This window comes from Methanosarcina vacuolata Z-761, assembly GCF_000969905.1.
Lineage (GTDB): Archaea > Halobacteriota > Methanosarcinia > Methanosarcinales > Methanosarcinaceae > Methanosarcina > Methanosarcina vacuolata.
In genome coordinates this window covers 2,434,981-2,451,842 of record NZ_CP009520.1, presented here as the reverse complement: position 1 = coordinate 2,451,842, position 16,862 = coordinate 2,434,981, and the positions used below count along the sequence as shown (strand labels likewise).

14 protein-coding genes are annotated in these 16,862 nt (G+C 40.0%); 9 read left to right on the top strand and 5 right to left on the bottom strand.

What is annotated here, in order from left to right:
• Nucleotides 1-215: 215 nt before the first annotated feature.
• Both MSVAZ_RS20860 and MSVAZ_RS10195 read right to left on the bottom strand, forming a co-directional pair.
• Nucleotides 216-389 carry a hypothetical protein gene (locus tag MSVAZ_RS20860; protein WP_197078753.1) on the bottom strand — a complete coding sequence of 58 codons (174 nt, stop codon included), beginning with the start codon at nucleotides 387-389 and terminating at the stop codon, nucleotides 216-218.
• Nucleotides 390-961: 572 nt separating this feature from the next.
• A complete protein-coding gene (locus MSVAZ_RS10195; RefSeq protein WP_048120701.1) occupies nucleotides 962-1,357 on the bottom strand; it encodes a Mov34/MPN/PAD-1 family protein in 396 nt (131 codons plus the stop codon).
• Nucleotides 1,358-1,744: 387 nt separating this feature from the next.
• Here MSVAZ_RS10195 and MSVAZ_RS10190 point away from each other — a divergent pair, with 387 nt between their 5' ends.
• On the top strand, nucleotides 1,745-3,082 hold the full coding sequence (locus tag MSVAZ_RS10190) for an NAD(P)-dependent malic enzyme (RefSeq protein WP_084626120.1): 1,338 nt from the start codon (nucleotides 1,745-1,747) through the stop codon (nucleotides 3,080-3,082).
• A gap of 11 nt (nucleotides 3,083-3,093) precedes the next feature.
• Here the strand turns inward: MSVAZ_RS10190 and MSVAZ_RS20320 are convergent, their stop codons facing one another.
• Together MSVAZ_RS20320 and MSVAZ_RS10185 are read right to left on the bottom strand one after the other, a co-directional pair.
• A complete protein-coding gene (locus tag MSVAZ_RS20320; protein WP_157206065.1) occupies nucleotides 3,094-3,231 on the bottom strand; it encodes a hypothetical protein in 138 nt (45 codons plus the stop codon).
• Between the two features lie 459 nt (nucleotides 3,232-3,690).
• Nucleotides 3,691-4,224, bottom strand: coding sequence for a hypothetical protein (locus MSVAZ_RS10185; protein WP_232316054.1), 534 nt, complete (start codon nucleotides 4,222-4,224; stop codon nucleotides 3,691-3,693).
• A gap of 124 nt (nucleotides 4,225-4,348) precedes the next feature.
• Here MSVAZ_RS10185 and MSVAZ_RS10180 point away from each other — a divergent pair, with 124 nt between their 5' ends.
• Nucleotides 4,349-4,732, top strand: coding sequence for a CRISPR-associated endonuclease Cas1 (locus MSVAZ_RS10180; protein WP_048120698.1), 384 nt, complete (start codon nucleotides 4,349-4,351; stop codon nucleotides 4,730-4,732).
• On the opposite strand, the gene MSVAZ_RS10175 is transcribed toward MSVAZ_RS10180, so the two are convergent.
• Nucleotides 4,695-5,987 (bottom strand): TIGR00341 family protein, encoded by a 1,293-nt coding sequence (locus MSVAZ_RS10175; protein WP_048120697.1) that lies wholly within the window; start codon nucleotides 5,985-5,987, stop codon nucleotides 4,695-4,697. The two genes, MSVAZ_RS10180 and MSVAZ_RS10175, sit on opposite strands and share 38 nt — an antisense overlap.
• Nucleotides 5,988-6,699: 712 nt before the next feature.
• On the opposite strand from MSVAZ_RS10175, the gene MSVAZ_RS10170 reads away from it, so the two are divergent.
• The 7 genes from MSVAZ_RS10170 (at nucleotide 6,700) to cbiM (ending at nucleotide 16,853) form a co-directional block, all read left to right on the top strand.
• Nucleotides 6,700-7,764: an AI-2E family transporter gene (locus tag MSVAZ_RS10170; protein WP_048120696.1), complete on the top strand. Its 1,065-nt coding sequence runs from the start codon at nucleotides 6,700-6,702 to the stop codon at nucleotides 7,762-7,764.
• Nucleotides 7,765-8,093: 329 nt separating this feature from the next.
• Nucleotides 8,094-8,654 (top strand): DUF1269 domain-containing protein, encoded by a 561-nt coding sequence (locus tag MSVAZ_RS10165; RefSeq protein WP_048120695.1) that lies wholly within the window; start codon nucleotides 8,094-8,096, stop codon nucleotides 8,652-8,654.
• Nucleotides 8,655-9,275: 621 nt separating this feature from the next.
• Complete coding sequence (locus tag MSVAZ_RS19520; protein ID WP_231592638.1) at nucleotides 9,276-9,407, top strand: DUF1328 family protein; 132 nt, start codon at nucleotides 9,276-9,278, stop codon at nucleotides 9,405-9,407.
• A gap of 470 nt (nucleotides 9,408-9,877) precedes the next feature.
• Nucleotides 9,878-11,398: a NosD domain-containing protein gene (locus tag MSVAZ_RS10160; RefSeq protein ID WP_052727945.1), complete on the top strand. Its 1,521-nt coding sequence runs from the start codon at nucleotides 9,878-9,880 to the stop codon at nucleotides 11,396-11,398.
• Nucleotides 11,399-12,957: 1,559 nt separating this feature from the next.
• Nucleotides 12,958-13,323: a hypothetical protein gene (locus MSVAZ_RS10155; protein WP_048120693.1), complete on the top strand. Its 366-nt coding sequence runs from the start codon at nucleotides 12,958-12,960 to the stop codon at nucleotides 13,321-13,323.
• Nucleotides 13,324-13,344: 21 nt separating this feature from the next.
• A complete protein-coding gene (locus MSVAZ_RS10150; RefSeq protein WP_048120691.1) occupies nucleotides 13,345-14,895 on the top strand; it encodes a flippase in 1,551 nt (516 codons plus the stop codon).
• 1,238 nt (nucleotides 14,896-16,133) lie between these two features.
• Nucleotides 16,134-16,853 (top strand): cobalt transporter CbiM, encoded by a 720-nt coding sequence (cbiM, locus tag MSVAZ_RS10145; protein ID WP_048120689.1) that lies wholly within the window; start codon nucleotides 16,134-16,136, stop codon nucleotides 16,851-16,853.
• Nucleotides 16,854-16,862: the final 9 nt, after the last annotated feature.

Genomic DNA, 16,862 nt, shown 5'->3' with positions numbered 1-16,862 from the left:
TAATAGTACTAAAAATAGATACAAAACAAAAAAATTTAATGATATTTCGTTTAAGCTTGTTTAATTCCGGCAAACAAAAAGTAAGTTATTCAGGTACACCGGAATTTATGTTAGGGCTGGAGGTTCGCTTCAATTCATTTTAACATTTTAAACCTCTTTTTTGAGCTAGCTCTTTCTTCCTTCTGAGCTTTTTCTGCCTTTTATTTTTCACATTTTCAGTAATTATGCGCTCCGGATTTTCTGGATTTGGGGCCTTTGTTTGGCCTGAAAGCCCGTTCCGGGCACTTCTTGGAATCGGTTTTTCCGCGCACTTCAAAACCCAGGCTGAAACATTCGCCTTTTAGCTCATCAATAGCCGTATAAAATCTACAATCTTGGCATGTAGGCATTCGGATTACTACCTCCAGTTATATGAAGGCCACCTGGTCTTAGTCCCAGAGTGTTTGCCCGGATACAACCTCTGAAGCAAGATATCACTTATTTTCAGATACCTTAAGTACGGATGTATCCTCTAAATAATATGTATCTGTAAATAAAACATTTTTGGTAGGCTAACAGAATGAAGGTAGGGATTTGCATCCGGTCAACAGCCGGAAAATTAAGATAACTAACTAAAGTTATTTATACCCCCCTCCTGAAAGCTTTTGCCGGTTATTTGCGATTATTTTGTAGTTATTTGCTGATTATTTGGCAGCTACTTATTGATCATTTGACAGCCATTTGTTGGTTATTTGATAGATATTTATTAATTATTTGGTAACTGTTTAATGACTATCTGCCGGCCACCTATCGTTTATTTGCTAGCTACCTGTCGTTTATTTGATATTACTTGACAGCTATGGATACCGTACTTTTTTGTTAATGACCGTGTTTGCAGAAAAGTATCTCTGACTGGATGAACGTTTCCAAAAGTGATGATTTATTCATGGAGGACGAGCGTTTTTCCGAGCTGGTTCTTGAGTCAAATCTCTTCATAGTCATCAAATTCAACATCAAGCACGGGAAGCTCAATTACTTCTCCTTCCCTGTTATAGCATGTCCAGCTTTGACTATCATACGGGCGGCCAACTATGATATGGCAGTTGCCTGTTTTTGAAAAGAGTAGCAGGTCAGCCTGTGAAGGGCTACGGTTCGGGCCTGGATGGCTGTGGACTGAACCTGCGGCTTTGATGTTCGGCATCATATAGAGCCTGAGAACGGCATTTGAATCACTGGATTCCGTGCCAGGTAATATAAGAACTTCAGTGATGATGCCATCTTTTTCCTGCAAAAGTCCGGCAAATTCCTGGGGAGCGATGGACTTACTAGCCTCCAGGATAAAATTAAGAGTATCACGAGCTATTCCGTTAATTTGCATACTGGACTATTCTTCTTAAATAGTATATCTTTTCTGCGGTAATGATAGAGTGCATTAATTCTCGCCAGCCGAGTTTTTCCGCAATTCAATCGGTCGGGAATCTTCTGGATTGCAAAGACTGCCAGTAAACATAGAATTAAGGCAGTTAATTCAGGTCGGTGAGTTAAAGTCGGTTGGTTCAATGGACCAGTTTCATAATTCTAGCCAGTGGGTTTATCTACGGCCTGCGTAGACTATTACACCGGAAAGTTTATTTCTTAAAATTTAATGGACTAAGGCTGTGCTAATAACTTTAAAATTATATGGAAGTTTTAATTCTTGGAATTCAGTCGCGTTAAGGCTTTGCTACAATATTAAGTATTGTCAGGGGGTACTGCGATTAAAAATATGCACTCAGACTCAGAGCTGGAAACTGATCTGAAAAAGAACTCCGGAAAAGATCTGGAAAAAAATTCCGAAAAAACTCTGGAAAAGGATTCAGGGAAGGATCTGGAAAAGTACCAGGAAAAAGGCACTGATCCACACACATCCTTATATCAGGAATCACTTGCCGTGCACCGACGGCTTGGGGGCGTACTGGAGGTTGCCAGTAAAGTTAGCCTTCAAACGATACACGACCTCAGCGTCGCCTATACACCAGGAGTTGCCGAGCCGTGCAGGAAGATAGTCAAGGACCCTGAACTTGCCTACCTCTATACCCTGAAGAGAAATACTATTGCTGTTATCACTGATGGATCGGCAGTTCTGGGGCTTGGGAATATAGGACCTTATGCTGCGCTGCCTGTTATGGAAGGAAAGGCAATAATTTTCAAAGAATTTGCAGGCATTGATGCCTTTCCAATTTGCCTTGACACACAGGAAACCGAAGAAGTGATAAAAGCGGTAAAGCATCTGGCTCCTGCATTCGGAGGTATTAACCTTGAAGACATCAGTGCTCCTCGTTGCTTTGAAATAGAGGAGCGGCTACGCGAAGAACTCGATCTGCCAGTTATGCATGATGACCAGCATGGGACAGCCATTGTAGTTTTTGCCGGGCTTCTCAATGCTCTTAAAATTGTGAATAAAAAGTTAAATGAACTCCGTATAGTGATTTCAGGCCTGGGAGCGGCAGGAGTAGCAATTTTCCGGTTCCTGGTTCGAGCAGGAGCAAATCCGTCAAGAATTCTTGTCTGCGACAGTAAAGGGCTCGTGTATGAAGGCCGGAAAAACGGCATGAACCCCGTAAAAGAGGAAATTGCCAGGCTCACAAATCATGGAAAATTGAAAGGGGGGCTTGAAAATGCTTTACCGGGAGCTGACCTTTTTATCGGTGTCTCCGTGGGAGGGATAATCAGTGAGGAAATGGTTCGTTCCATGGCAAAAGATGCAATTGTAATGGCTATGGCAAACCCTCTACCTGAGATAATGCCTGATGCCGCAAAGCGGGCAGGAGCAAGGGTTGTTGCTACGGGCAGGTCGGACTTTCCAAATCAGCTTAATAATTGCCTGAGCTTCCCTGGGGTTTTCAAAGGTGCTCTCAGCACCTGTGCGAGAAAAATAACACCTGAGATGGAAATAGCTGCGGCGCGTGCTCTTTCGGAGGTCGTAACGCTCAGTGAACTTTCTGAAGATTACATAATTCCTGACCCTCTTGACAAGCGTGTAGTGCCTGCGGTTGCAAAAGCTGTTGCAGGTGCATCACTTGAAAGTTGCGTTGCAAGGAAAAGCCATGAAGACAAGGCCTGAGAAAGCAAAATTTAGGCTAAAAACCCGGCATCAGGACAGGTTTTCTGCTTTCTCCGGCCAATAAGCTTTTCTTGCTTTTTTCCTTTGTAAATATCTTCGGCACAAATGCTTCCAAGGACTGTTTTCTTTCTTCTTTTTCTTAGTGTCAAGCTCCATGAATGTTTTCATGACTAACCTTCACGACTAACTTTCACGACTAATCTTCACGACTAACCCTCACTGTTGTATCCGGGAATTTATTTTGAAATTCGGGTATATTCAAGCGTTTTCGGTTAAGTGAGGAATAGTGATAAATTGTCTTCAGTTCCAGAACGTTTGTAAAATGTTGCAATAGATTGTGAGGTGGAACATGGTATTGATTTCATGTAAATATGCCAAAATTTAAGGCCAGCTTCTAATGCAAAATCGATAGCTTCAGGCAAGAAAACTCCTTAATCGAGAATCAATGGGGTACTTTCTCACGGAGCTCATCCCAAAACCAATTTTATTCCCACATCAATAAGAGTTTCAGAATTATTTTTACAGGGTCAGAAGCTCTTATTGATAATCCAGAATAAGATATTCAGAGAAGCAATTTTGCGTTTTGGGATCAGCTCACACAGGACCCTTTAATCATCCCCAAAGCGGTGAAGAATTAAATCGATAGGTTCGATTTCAAACTTCTCAGCGCCAACAAGACAGGACCCTTCAAAATCGCATGTCCAGATAGGATATGCTGAATATTTGTCCACAGTTTCTTTGTGGAACTCCCTGACCGGAAGTGCTCGAAGGTTAACATATTTGTCCAGTTTTAGATCCAGGGTATCGTAAAGAATTTCAGTTAATTTGTTCAGTAAATTTAACAATACTATGGTTCGCTGGAATTCTGGATTCCACAACTCGATTCTTTCTACAATATCTTTAACCTTTATATACTGCTCATATTCCCACGCTTCAAGTATATCATTATTGAAATGGCTGGACACTATTTCATAAACGCCTGGAATATTAATTATTGATTGAAGAGTTTCCTCGTTAAGAAGTGTATCGTTATTGAAATGCCTGGATACTATTTCAGAAACACCCGGAATATTAACTATTGACTGAAGATTTTCCTCATTAAGACGTGTGTAAAGAATTCTGTCAAAATCGTCCTTTGTCATTTTGCTATAGTTCATGTTATCGCCATTGTTTATTGCGTAAAATTCTCAAAGAAAAAAAGGAGGTTGATTTCTAATGAAGCTTCCTCTTTTGAACGGAAACGACACAATATAACAGCTTAGCATTATGACCCTTTTGGAGCCTTTCGGGCTCCTTGTTGATCCGGTGGTTATTGGCCTGGTTGAAAGTGGGGCTATGGAAGGTAAGGACTTTATCAGGACAGAAAATCATAATCCTGGATTAAAGCCTACAGGATCCAGGAAGGTTGTTAATGAATTTTCCAATATGCTGAACAAAAAAGTAAGTTACCGGGGAAAAGAAAGCATCTGGAGCTATGTTATCTTCCTGAAGGTAAGAGAACTAGCCCATAATCTTACGAGCAAAAAGGAAAAACTGGATTTTATTAAGCCTGAATATGAGATTGAGAGAATTGATTCTTATGATATGAGGCAGAAGATTCTTAATGGAGCACTTACGGGAATTTCTGTGACTCTACAAAGCCAATATTAATTCTGACATCTTTACCTGTAGCTTCTGTCAGGCGGTAAGCAGCTTTACTGGCCATATCTGGAGGGACTTCCTGACCTACTTTGCGGCCTATCAGGAGGGATACTTTTACAGGTTTTTTTAACAAGAAATCTAAAGGCATATAGCCGACTGTAACTTTTTCAAGTGTCAAATCCTTTTCTGCATATTCGGGATCTTTGAACATAGCTATCATTTCTCCGTTAATCTCCTGTTCAACAAGAGATGTCTGAAAAGAAGAATAGGTAACAAGCCCAAGAGCTACAGAGAGTGAGGCAATTGCAATGACAAGTAAAGCTACATGCGAGATCACAGAAGAACGGGCATGTACAACTGCTTCTTTCTCTACCGGACGAAAACCGGAAACCCAGAACATTATGAGGGCTGACACGTTGACAGCAAGCAGGTTAACAAGCACGAGCACGGCAGCTGTAATTGCTACTAAGGGTAGCCCCCATGCGAGTCCCAACCCTGCCGTTGCAGCTGGTGGAACGAGAGCGATTGCAATCGCAACACCCACAAGGGCAGACCCTGCATTCCGGATAATACTGATAGCTCCTGCTATACCCGATCCCAGAGCAAGGAAAAGAGAAAGGAAATTAGGGCTGGTCCTCTCGGCTATCTGGGATATTTCTCGGATATCAAGGCCAGGTGGCAAAAGTATCGATTCTTTAAGAAGTATGCCGATAAGGGCACCCACTGCAATTGCGAGCAGAAGCCCTCCAATCTGCATCTTAATTCCTCGAGACGCAAGTTTTCTGTCGTCAAGCACAGTGCCTACACTTGCAGAAATTGCAGGCCCCATAAGGGGAGCCACGACCATTGCTCCGATGATTGTTGCAGCCGAATCAAGCAAGAGTCCTCCAGTTGCAATAATCGTGCTCAGAACAAGAAACGCAAGATAAGTAGAAGTTTCAGGTGCAAGGTTCTCTGCACGTGCAATCAATTCTTCTCGCGAGATACGGGTTCCAGAGTAGCGCTGCTTTAGAACTTCAATGCGTCTTGATACTATAGTTTCAGGTGTCAGGACGATAGTATAGGTATTTTCGCTAATTCCAGCCTTGCGCAATCTGGTAAGTACTGGTTCCACACCAACAGGAGGAATTGGAAACTGGACAAGGGCTTCAAAGTCCTTTCTGCCTGTTTCGTCCCATACGGCATAGTCTATCCCTTCGTCATCTAGCACGGCGAGCACAGGCTGTCGCTTACCCACTGGAATGAGTACCTGAACAAGACGCATAATATGGTTATATATATAATATATATTTTATATTAATTGGTTTCAAAAAATATTCGCAGTTAATCGAATGTTTTTAATTTTAGAACTTATTTTGAAACACTTGTGTGAAGCAGTTGCCTATGGGAAGGAAACTATAGCAAGAGATGTGAAGAACCATGCTGAATTTAAAAGAACTCGGTGTAAGTAAGGAAAACTTTCTCGAATTTCTGGCCGATAACTCCATACAGGACATCTTCAGGCTCATAAATCCAGGATAAATCTCAGAAAATATTACCGAATTTACAGGAAAGCTATTTCATGGAAAATACTTTAAACTGGAAATTCAAAATTTTGCGGGCAAAAGGTGGCGTATTATGGCAATACTCCGCGATTTAATACATAGTCTTCCTTAAAATTCACAACGATATCTTAAGCTCATAAAAATGCAAGATATTATAAATCAATTTGAATATATATTGTTTTACATCTATTTGCTCATGAAAACAGGTGTGGGATGATTCGAAGAGCCATTAGTTTGAACTAGATTTGGGAGAAGGTTCGAGTGTTATTATGGTTTCAGGGGTTGGAAAGCTAACCAGATAATCTTCCCCTATTCTATAAAGATTATCGGATACAATATTTATCTGGAGGCGTTAATCAATCAACCTGTGTTAACGGGTTATGAAATAAAAAATCAGCTTACTGTAAAATGACATGGGGGGAATTGCAAAATATGAAAATAAATAGAATCTCGGTACCTGCTGAGATTTTAGTGTACAGTACTTTTGCTGTTATCCTGACAATAGGAATGAAGGAAATATCTCCGATACTCACAACCGTATTTTTCTCTATCTTCGTCGCACTGATACTTACCCCACCTGTCCGCTGGGTCAAGCGAAAAGGCATTCCCGGAGTACTGAGCGTGCTTCTGGTAATTTTGTTATTAACTCTATTTATCTCGGTTTTCGGGGCAGTGATTGTAGGTGCTGCAATCCAGATTGGAAACCAACTTCCAAACTATCAGAGTCAGTTGATAGAGATCCTGGACGAACTTTTACCGTATCTTCCATCCACCGAAGACCTATCCCTGCAGTCCGTTTTTCGTGGTATTGCATCACTTGCAGTCAGCCTTATGGTAAGCGTCCTTAACGGACTCATAAATGCCGGGACAACGGTTGGAATAATCATAGTCACAGCAGCATTTTTGTTGCTGGGCGCTGCCGGAGCTCAGGAAAAAACAGAACAAAAAGCTGAAGAACAGCTCGTATTCGAATCACGTCTGAATAAATTTGGTAAGGGTCTGATAGAATTTATTGTTATAAGAACAGAGGTAAATCTTGTTACGGCCATCGGAATTACGGTTATTCTCCTTATAGGAGGTATCGACTTTGCGGTTTTCTGGGGTGTCATGGCATTTTTTCTTGGTTATATTCCATATATAGGCCTGGCTCTAACTACAATTCCACCCGCGTTCTTCGGGCTAATCCAGTATGGGCTTATAGGAGCTCTGGCTGTTATTATTGCTATCTCGATAGTCAATGCACTCACTGAAAACGTAATATTTCCTTCACTCGCAGGAAAAGGCCTGAAACTATCTCCAGCTATTGTATTTTTGTCCCTTCTCTACTGGAATTATGTGCTTGGAGCTACAGGAATGCTGCTTGCCACGCCTCTTACCATGGTTTTGAAGATTATCCTGGAGAGTTTTGAGGAAACCAGATGGCTTGCCAGATTGATGGGCCCAGTAGGAAATGAAGCAGAGGCTAAGGAAAGTGCAGGGCAGGAAGAAGAAAACTAAAATCTGGACCGATGAAGAGATACTCGGAAGCTATCGGTTTTGTAAATATACAATAAAATCCGCCTATATTTTTTGCCTGTTCACTCGTAATCTTAACCTGAATTTTATATATGCTCGTTTATATATATTTTAAATTTTATACATCTTTTGTGTTAATACTGCTGTGATTGTTTTTTGATTGTAGAGTTCCTGACAGAGGGGGAAGAAGACTACAGGAATTGTACGAGATTTCATAGCTCATTAATGTGACCACCAGTTATCCGTGAAAAACAGCACAACAGAAACGGGACAGCAGAACTGGAAAGAATTTCAAATGGGGGAGTAAATAAATGGATGAAGTAATGTATGGACCAATGCAGCTTTTAGTCATAGTATTCGACAATCCGAACTTCCACGGCCAGATCCGCCGTGAACTTGAATCAGTCATGAATAAAGGGATGGTCAGGCTTATTGATTTGCTGTTCATATGGAAAGACGAAGCTGGTAACATCAAGTCTCTTGAGGCTACACAACTGGATGAAGAGGAAAGAATGCATTTTGGTGCTGTCGTTGGGGGACTTATAGGGTATGGGGCTGGCGGTGAAGAAGGAGCTATAGGAGGCACAGAGGCAGGAATCCTGGCAGCAGCCCAGGAGAATTATGGAATCACTGAAGAAGATATTCTGGAGATAACCGAGGCTATACCTGAAGGTACCGCCGCTGCTATTCTTATTATCGAACACCTATGGGCAAAAAGCCTGAAACAGGCAATAAGAGATGCAGGAGGAGTACTGGTCTCTCAGGGTATGCTCACACCTGAGCTGCTCGTTGCAGTAGGAGAAGAACTGACAGAAGCGGTTAAATTTGCAGAGAAAAAGAAAAAGGGGCCTCAGGCAGCAGCTGCGTTTTGAAAGGCTGCCTGCTCAAATTTAAGCATTAAGTGTTCTGTATCGAGAAAGTATTCTGTATCGAGACCAATGATACAGTTCAAAGCCAGATATGATACAGTTCAAAGCCAGATATGATACAGTTCAAAGCCAGATATGATACAGTTCAAAGCCAGATGCTGGATCGATAACGTTTGCGGATATTATAATTCAGATTTGACATTATTCAAACTTTTTTGCAGGAAACTCAAAAAATTTTTTGAAATTCAGATGATCAGGAATGATACAAATATAACTTCAAATTTTCAGTTTGGGAATTGATCCATTGTTCCACTTTCCTAAATAATCATCCTTGTCAACAAAACCACCTGGTATCATATACTGGTATCATATTTGTGTCATTCCTTAATTACATTCTGGTGTCTGACTACAGAACCCGATGCGGTTTAATTGTGATGGCCAGGAAGTACTTAGAATAGTTTTATCTAATCTTAATAGGAACGATTTCAATTAAAAAAAGATGTCAATAGATAACAAAACGACTTACTTTGACAGTCAAATTATAAATACCTTCAATCTAATTATTAATTTATCGGGAAATAATCACTGGGGGAGTGAAATATAGCGGATTTGATAGGACTTGCTGTGGTCTTTTTAATATTGGCATTGATTGCATATATATTGGGCGCAAGGGGAGTTGCCGGTTTATCAATGGAGATTGCAAAGTGGCTCGTCATAATCTTTATCATACTTGCAATCATTTCGTTCCTGTTATGACGGTAGCCTTAACGAAGTTAACAATGGCTCTGGATAGCTTATAGACTTGCGCTTATAGACTTGCTTATAGACTCAAGGTGAGAGAGAGCAATATATATCAACAGACCAAGGGCAGTTTACTTTTTCTTATACTGTGTATGTTATTTCTCAGGCACATTAAAAACCAATTTGCTTATTTTTCTTCTCAGATAAGATGATTACACATTAATCAATTCATTTTTAACATTTTATATTTTTTCAAGTCATTTGTGCCAGCTTATATAGAGTTTTTTTAATTAACTTAGCCCTTCTTGAATAATATTAAACTTAATTGAATCTTTTAACAGCGTATTGGCAAATAATACTCCAATATGCACATTAATACCACAATTTCACTATAATATGTACCAATATACTTATATTCCTTTATATTAATTTCCGGTTAATTAATCGAAGTATCACCCATACTTTGAATGTACTGGGGAATCAAATTGAACAGGTTAACTATTTTACTGGCAGTCTTTCTTCTCTTAACATTAGGCTCGGGTATCGGAGCTGCGGCTGAGGTTTACGTCCAGCCTGGAGATTCGATACAAACCGCATTGGATAATGCAGTCTCAGGTGATTTAATTATCTTAAAACCAGGAATCTATACCGAGAATATTAAAATAGACAAAGATAACCTCGTAATATCTTCGGAATCTGGGAATCCTGATGACACGATAATTACGGCTAAGAGCTCAGACAATCATGTAATCTCTTTAAAGGCTTATAACGTGAAAATTAGTGGACTTGGGATTACAGGAACAAAAAACAGCTATGCAGGAATCTATCTCTCAGGAAGTAATAACTGTATCATTGAGAATAACAAAATCCTGAACAACGGTTATGGAATTTACCTTTCGAACTCTAAAAGCAATAAGCTGTCAAATAACGTGATTACAGATAATGAAAAATATGGAATCTTATTATCGGACTCGACCAATAATACCCTCTCCGGAAATACGGCTTCGGAAAATAAAGACACTGGTGTCCATATCAGCACTTCCGACGGTAACACACTTACAGGCAATAACGTATCCTCAAACGACGTTTACGGCCTTTTCGTCTGTCCAGAGAGTGACGACAATCTGATTTATAATAACTATTTCAACAACACCGTCAATGCAGAGGTTCAAAATGGAGTCGGAAATGCCTACAACACAGAAAAGACCGAAGGCGAGAATATTGTCGGCGGTTCCTACATTGGAGGCAATTTCTGGGCAGAACCTGATGGTACAGGTTTTTCGGATACAGCAGTCGATGCGGATGGAGATGGAATTGCGGATTCCGAATACAGGCTCTCGCAAAGTACCTACTCTGATCAGTTACCTCTGATTTCGTCTTCCAACTCACAGCGGTCCGGACCTCCGGTAGCAAACTTCGAAATGAACAATAGCAATGGTTCTGTTCCTCTTTCAGTCCAGTTTACCGACATGTCCGAAAATGCAGACTCGTGGAGCTGGGACTTTGAGAGTGACGGGAAAATCGACTCTTCGGAGGAAAACCCTGTTCACGTGTTTACGACAATCGGAACTTACACTGTTACCCTCAGCGCTACGAATAAAAATGGAACAGATTCAAAAACTGCCGCAGTAATTGTCACACATCCTGTTATGGTTACCTATCCTGTAGAAAACATCTCCGGGAACAATATTACCGATGATTCCGAAGCTGGCGAAAACGCAACAGTTGCAAATGGAAGTTCCGGTAACATGACAAATGTTGAGGCAGGCGGTAACGGAACCTATTACAATCAAACTGAGGACAGTGGAATTGCCAATGTGGAGCTCGATTCCCAGAATGGATCAGAAGCTTCCGGCCTTAATGAAGAAGCGAATGGAGGAATAAACACTTCAAGTGTTGAATATGCACTTGAAAATAAAACAGATGCTCCAGGGTTTGAAATCTTTTACGGAGCAGTTTCCTTGCTTGCTGTGTTCCTGTACAGAAAAGTAAAACCAGGAAATTAAATGAAAACGGCAGATGAATCGAGTAAAAATGATAACTGAACCTAAAAAACGGTAACATAATCCCGCAAAAACTGTAACTGAACCTAACAAAAACTATAGCGGAACCTAACAAAAACTAGGCTCTTCGTCATTCCCTATGGATAAGATGATTTTCAATTCAAGATCGCATTGGTTTTTATGAGAATATTATGAGGATATCCACACAAAACCACGAAGAGCCAAAAAATTAATTAGAATAACGAAAAATTAAATAACAAATTGAGGTTTTTAAACCTTCATTTTTCTTTTCTGTATGACTTTGAAGAGTAAATTGAAGATCCTTGTGAACTCTTATTTACCTCATACTGATGAAGACTTTTTCTGCCTTCTGTACTGATGAATAAGTACATATTAAGTAAATTATAATAATTATCAAATATTACCCTAAATATTTTCAGTGAAGTTATAAAAAACAATTCAAATGATTACTACTGATATTTAAAAAGTTCCATCTCAAGATATTTATCTTCGAAAACGTTTTTTCTACTCTGGCTGCATTTGAATAATACCGAAAAAAACTCCTTTCCATCAGGATTGTTCCTGACCAAATAAAAGAAATTGGGATTATCCTGTATGGGTAATCAGGATTTTCAAAGAGTTGAAACCCTCTTTGAAGGCTTATTTCCTCAATTTGAGGTTTTTAATTGCCTTGAAAATCGCTTCAGGTTAAAGCTGCAAAAGCCGAGAAGCGAAATCCAACCGATCTTTGACAGGAGACATAGCAAATAAGGTTTCTTTCAGGCCGCGATCTTACCTCATTATGATAATGCAGGGATGATTCCAAAAAGCTTTTATATTAAGTCGATGAGGTACTTCGTGGAAATCTTGGGGGAACTTTGAAAAATATATATTTAGTTATTCTCCTTCAAGTTTCAGAAAAAACGACATAATCCGGAATTTGCTCTGCCAGCCCTCTGAAGGCTAAATTGGTTACGGACGCTTATGGAGTTAGAAAAGAAAAAGACTCGATGAGTTTCGTAAGCTGTTCCAGGAATGCAAAAACAGATTCCAAGCTTCGAAAAACAGGCGAAGCGTTCATTGAATTAAGATGCAAATTAGCAGAAGCAAATCAGAATTAATGCAAGGCGGGTAAAACCCAGATCCGTCTTTCATAATCCAGCCATAAATCTTACCCGGGATTCACCCTGCAACTCACTGAGATCCTAAAATGGATCCAACCCATCCAACCTGCGATTCAACCCAAAACCCAACCTGTGATCCAACAGGGGTCTTCCGGATTTAACCCAATCCAACCTGCGATCCAACAGGGGTCTTCCAGATTTAACCCAAAACCCAACCTGTGATCCAACAGGGATCCTCCTGAATTAGCCTCAAATCAGCTTCGAATATTCAGCACCTAACCGAGGATTAGCCCAAGATCCGCATTCGAGTCAGTTTGGGACCCAACAGGACTCAACCCCTGTACAACCTGGAAGTTGACCCCACGATCCAATCCAAGATTTAGCTCCGATCCAATCCAAGATTTAGCTCCGATCCAATCCTGAAGGTCGTAAGAAATCATGCAGCTTATCAAGAAACCCGAAATAGACCTTGTCTCGGAAGCTCAGAAAGAGGTAGCCAGACAAAAAATTGAGCAAAAAGGCCGACATACGGACAAACTTAAAACTTACAGATGTTCAAAGGAATTCGAAACAACTAACTTTGAAACCCTAAACCCCAAAATGAGATTTTTCATTACATACAGTAACAGTACCCTATCTGGTAGTACCTGCAAGGTTGAAAGGCCAGTTTTATCTATCCTGCAAACTGCGAAGAAAGACTTTTCAGGCTTTAACCTTCAGTCAACTGAGAACGTTTTACAAGCAGTCACTGGCAAGGCAACCGAACATTGCTCCTGCCCGTTGACCCAGAGAATCGGGAACTAAACGCAGTAAAACGGTGTTAACATGTCAGTTAACGACTCGGTCAACCGGATAGTGGCAGGTTCCGGTGTAATACTTGCAGGAACCTTCATCGGAATGCTTCTCGACATTATCACCAAAAAAGTACTCACGTCACACCTTGCGCCAGCCGACTTTGGCACATATGCCCTTGCACTCACTGTGATCTCAGTTACAGGTGCAATCGCAACCCTCGGACTCAATGAAGGAGTTCCAAGATATATTGCGTTCTTCAGGGGCAGGCATGAGGAACAGAAGGTGCATGAATTAATAATCTCAGCCATGATTATGGGCTTGATTGCAGGCTTGCTTTCAATTCTTGTATCACCCTCCCTGTTCCATACTCTGGCAGGAAATGGCTTTGATGCACAGGGTAAAGTCCTGTCCGTAGTGAAGACTCTTATCTTTGCAGTTCCGTTTACCATACTCCTGAACCTGACAGTAGCAATCTACAGAGGATTCGACCGTACGAATGTTAACATGTATTTCTATAACATTATAAGGCCGGTATCTCTACTTGGGTTTGCCACAGTTGCCGTATTTATCAATGCTTCCCTGAAGGGAGTCGTATTTGCGGATCTGCTCTCAATGATCTTTACCTTTGGCATAATGTCCGTGTACTTTATAAAGAAGCCTCCAATCAAGCAGACAGTCAAGCAGGAAAGGAAAATTCAATTTGGTGACACAACCAGGCAGTTAATAAGGTATTCATTTCCACTCTTGATAACCGCAACTCTGCTTAACATTATGAGCTGGATAGACACAATAATGCTTGGCTATTTCAAGTCGGCTGAAATCGTTGGAATTTACAATGCAGTATACCCTCTTGTAGGGTTCTTGTCTCTGGTAATATCTTCCATAGGCTTTGTTTATGTCCCTGTTACATCAAAGCTCTGGGGTCAAAACGAGACTGCTCCACTTGGCTCAATTTATGAGGTAATGACTAAATGGTGTTTCCTGCTTACATTCCCTCTCTTCGCACTCATATTCGTGTATCCCGAGTACTTTATTACAAAGCTCTATGGGGCGCAATACGTAAGTGGCTCCACAGCCCTGCGTATCCTTGCCCTGGGGTTCATAACAAATTCGTACTTCGGGTTTAACTATCATACTCTGTTAGCCTCTGGTGATTCGGATTTCCTTATGAAGTGCTCGGTCGCAAGTGCAGGCATTAATGTCGCAATCAATTTCATGCTTATACCTGAGTATGGCATGGTAGGTGCAGCTATAGGGACTGCAGTGTCCTTTTCATCCATCGAAGTTCTGATGACTTTAAGGGCCTGGAGAAAGCAGAATATGCATCCTTTCACCTCGATGTACAGGAAATTAACTTTTATCGTTATCTTGATGGTCGGGTCCATGCTCGCAGCCAAGAATGCACATCTACTTACCGGAGCACTATGGGAGTACACAGCCTTCATAATTGGATATTTCCTGATCGTTCACCGCGCAAAAATCCTTGACAATGCTGAAATGAAGATGATAGGCGAGATCAGGAAGAATTTCAGGTATAGACTCCGTCTCCGCATTCAACCACTCAAGACCCTTGCATCATAATTTAATCCGTGCAGGGAAAAGCCGGCAATCTTTATATTTGAAGAGTATCCGCGGCCTGAGCCTTCGTGGATTGAATTGAAAAAAGTCGAAAAGAAAATACAGACAATGCTATAGTTCATCCCAAAACCAATTTTATTCCCAAATCAATGAAAGTCTCAGAACTAGTGTCAAGTCAACAGTAAAATGTCGCATAAAATCGATTGCAATTATTCGGAATCATTGAATCCTTGATGATTGACTCGACACTAGTGTATCGATTACTCAGATAAATTCATAATAAGAAAATAATTGCAGTTTATGACACAAATATTATTTTAAAGTTACATGGAATTATGTAACACAAGACCGGGTATTCGTAACCCTTTTCACTCCCTTAGCAATAAAAATGTTAGGGCATATGGGATCTTTTTTATTCAGAGTAACAGAGGAACTTATTCTACCTTTTTCTGTCCCGGTTGTAACATAAGGTTCTGAGAAAGAGATATATTGAAAAATTTTCTTAATTTAAGGTTCTCAACTCATTTTCAATGTTTGCCAACTATTATTAGACAGTATACTTTCCAAGAAACTGATTTCTTCAAACTGATTTCTTCAAACTGATTTCTTCAAACTGATTTTTCTCCAAATGCGTAATAATAAATCTGGAAAAAATAATATATAGTAATAAAAAATAAGAAGTAAGTATTAAATATTAATTAGTAGTATAGATAATATGTCTCTAGCAAACAGACACAAACCTTAAACCACTTCCTGAATAGTTTAAGTGCCTGAACTTCTTTTTACCTGGTCTGTGAAAGCAGATAGGGATAAGGTTCAGATAATTAAAGAAAGATAGAAGGCTCCGTAAATATTCTCCAAAAAATCTCCATTAATTTGAACTGAATGGTTTGATCTATTTTTACTCACGTCTTTCAGCTTTTTGATGTTGATTTACAGAAAGAATTTCTACAAAGCCAATAAAAAATATTTAATTAGAACTATTTCGGGATATAAAAAGACAGAGATAAGAATACTTAATTTTATTTTTATGTTAAATATGAATATTGAATTCTATCTAAATACAAATTTATCAAAAAAAGTAATACCAAAATATATATAAGTAGTACTCAACAATACTGCCATGTCAAGGCATTGTTTAGAAAAATAACCAGCAAAATGTTGCAAGATATTTAAAGAAGCTGGGATTTCTTTTTAGGCAAAGTTATATTTATAATAAATAAATATAGGAAGAAATAAAAATGCATATTCCAGATGGATATTTAGGGCCGTATACCTATACCGCGTTTTGGATCATTATGATTCCGATATGGTATTACGCTGGAAAAAAACTGAATGCAGAACTTAAGTCCAAACAGGTCCCTCTGCTGGCACTATCAGCTGCTTTTTCATTTGTAATAATGATGTTCAATGTACCTATTCCTGGAGGTAGCACAGGTCATGCTGTTGGAGGTGCAATTATCGGCATAGTCCTGGGTCCATGGGCAGGAGTTATATCTATTTCTGTAGCTCTGGTGTTACAGGCATTGATGTTCGGTGATGGGGGAATAACGGCCATAGCCGCGAATTGCTTCAACATGGGAGTGGTGATGCCTTTTGTCGGTTACTATATTTACAAGTTTATTAGCGGAAATTCTGAAATCACGTCCTCTAAAAGAGTTATTGCTTCGGCTATAGCTGGTTACTTATCTTTAACAATCGCAGCTTTCTGTACAGGTGTTGAATTCGGAATACAGCCCATTTTGCATCACACTGCAGCTGGAACCCCACTTTATATGCCCTACCCATTGAGTGTAACTGTTCCTGCCATGGTACTGGAGCATGCTCTTGGATTTAGCATCCTGGAAGCACTGATTACAGCACTTATTTTTGCCTATATCCAGAAAACGGATACATCTATACTTTATGTGGAAACATCCGAAGCACAAAAGAAAAAAATGAAGAAGGCAGTTACAGCCTGAGGTAAAAAC

Coding starts and splice junctions, on each gene's coding strand:
- MSVAZ_RS20860 (WP_197078753.1), bottom strand. CDS start 389: ATGCCTACATGCCAAGATTGTAGATTTTATACGGCTATTGATGAGCTA.
- MSVAZ_RS10195 (WP_048120701.1), bottom strand. CDS start 1,357: ATGCAAATTAACGGAATAGCTCGTGATACTCTTAATTTTATCCTGGAG.
- MSVAZ_RS10190 (WP_084626120.1), top strand. CDS start 1,745: ATGCACTCAGACTCAGAGCTGGAAACTGATCTGAAAAAGAACTCCGGA.
- MSVAZ_RS10185 (WP_232316054.1), bottom strand. CDS start 4,224: ATGACAAAGGACGATTTTGACAGAATTCTTTACACACGTCTTAATGAG.
- MSVAZ_RS10180 (WP_048120698.1), top strand. CDS start 4,349: ATGACCCTTTTGGAGCCTTTCGGGCTCCTTGTTGATCCGGTGGTTATT.
- MSVAZ_RS10175 (WP_048120697.1), bottom strand. CDS start 5,987: ATGCGTCTTGTTCAGGTACTCATTCCAGTGGGTAAGCGACAGCCTGTG.
- MSVAZ_RS10170 (WP_048120696.1), top strand. CDS start 6,700: ATGAAAATAAATAGAATCTCGGTACCTGCTGAGATTTTAGTGTACAGT.
- MSVAZ_RS10165 (WP_048120695.1), top strand. CDS start 8,094: ATGGATGAAGTAATGTATGGACCAATGCAGCTTTTAGTCATAGTATTC.
- MSVAZ_RS10155 (WP_048120693.1), top strand. CDS start 12,958: ATGCAGCTTATCAAGAAACCCGAAATAGACCTTGTCTCGGAAGCTCAG.
- MSVAZ_RS10150 (WP_048120691.1), top strand. CDS start 13,345: ATGTCAGTTAACGACTCGGTCAACCGGATAGTGGCAGGTTCCGGTGTA.
- cbiM (WP_048120689.1), top strand. CDS start 16,134: ATGCATATTCCAGATGGATATTTAGGGCCGTATACCTATACCGCGTTT.